This window comes from Brevibacterium aurantiacum (assembly GCF_900169065.1).
Lineage (GTDB): Bacteria > Actinomycetota > Actinomycetes > Actinomycetales > Brevibacteriaceae > Brevibacterium > Brevibacterium aurantiacum.
In genome coordinates this window covers 1-1345 of the sequence record NZ_FXZB01000063.1, presented here as the reverse complement: position 1 = coordinate 1345, position 1345 = coordinate 1, and the positions used below count along the sequence as shown (strand labels likewise).

Annotated in this window: 1 protein-coding gene; it reads right to left on the bottom strand. The window is 61.4% G+C overall.

Annotated features, from left to right (window positions below):
* Positions 1–12 precede the first annotated feature (12 nt).
* Positions 13–1314 (bottom strand): ISL3 family transposase, encoded by a 1302-nt coding sequence (locus BAUR9175_RS19065; RefSeq protein ID WP_101584979.1) that lies wholly within the window; start codon positions 1312–1314, stop codon positions 13–15.
* Positions 1315–1345 lie beyond the last annotated feature (31 nt).

The following is a 1345-nucleotide window of genomic DNA, read 5'->3' as shown; positions in this document are numbered from 1 at the left end:
GGCTCTTCGCAGTTAGGGGTGTAATCGGGGTCTGAATCCTCCCGTCTCGAGCAAGCTTCGGGCGATGTAGTGGGTGAGGTTCCGGAACCCCAGCGCCGATCCACGTAGGTGTTCCAGCCTGCCGTTCAATGCTTCCGTCGGACCGTTCGACGTCCCCGGCCGATCGAAATACGCCAACTCATCCATAGCCCGCTTCTTCAACGTCCGCCCCAGCCGGCGCAGCTCAACAAGACCAGCAGGCACCCCGGACGAGATGGAGTCGATGATCGACTGCAGCGACTTCTTCCCCGCGGTTCGGTCCGGGTTGCGGTAGGCGGTGATGATGTCTTGGAACACGCTCCAGGTCACCTCCACATCAGCATGATTCTCATCAGCAAAGAGAGCGACGATCCGTTGCTGCTGCCGCTCGGTGAGTAACTGACACCCGGTGTGCAGAGTCCGCCGGGCCTGATACAACGGGTCGCCCTTTTTCCCGCGGTGCCCGGTCGTTTCCTGCTGAACACGCCTGCGGACCTCGTCCAGACTGTCCCCGGCGAGCTTGACGACATGGAAGGGATCCATCACTTCCACCGCGGCCGGCAGCTCTTCGACAGCAGCGGTCTTGAACCCGGTGAACCCATCCATCGCCACGACCTCGATTCCATCGCGGAAGGCCTTCGACTGCCGGGCCAGCCACGATTTGAACACGGCCTTCGATCGTCCCTCAACCATGTCCAGCAATCTCGCTGGTCCTGTCTGATCGCGGATCGGGGTGAGATCGATGATCACGGTCACGTACTTGTCACCCCGTCTGGTGTGCCGCCAGACATGTTCGTCGACGCCGATGACGCTCACGTTATCGAACCGGGAAGGATCGTCGATGAGAGCCCGATGTCCTTCGGCCAGGATCGCGTCATTAGCGGTGTGCCAGGATACAGCGAGCTTGGCCGCGATGACGGAGATCGTGGCGTGATCGACAACGAGTGCTTTCAAAGCCCATGCGAGTCCGGTGCGCGAGATCTTGGCCCTGGCTGGGGCTGCTTGGTCGGTGTCATGGCGCCACACGCGCCCACAGAGTTCGCACTTGTAGCGACGGAGTCGGATGAGCAGGGTGGTGGGACGGTGCCCGAAGGGTTCGTGAGCCAATTTCCGGGTCACAGTATCGCGGGGCCGGCCATGTCCGCCGCATCGGTGGCACCACTCATCGTCAGTGGTTGGGGTGCACAGGAGAACTGTTTCTGAATCGGTGACGTGTTGGCCCGTGCAGTGCAGGCCGAGTGTGTCGAGGTGGCAGAACGTGGTGAGGTCAGGGGTGGAGAACGTAAGGTGGTGCACGTCGAGGTCTTTCGGATGGTTTGTGTAGGAA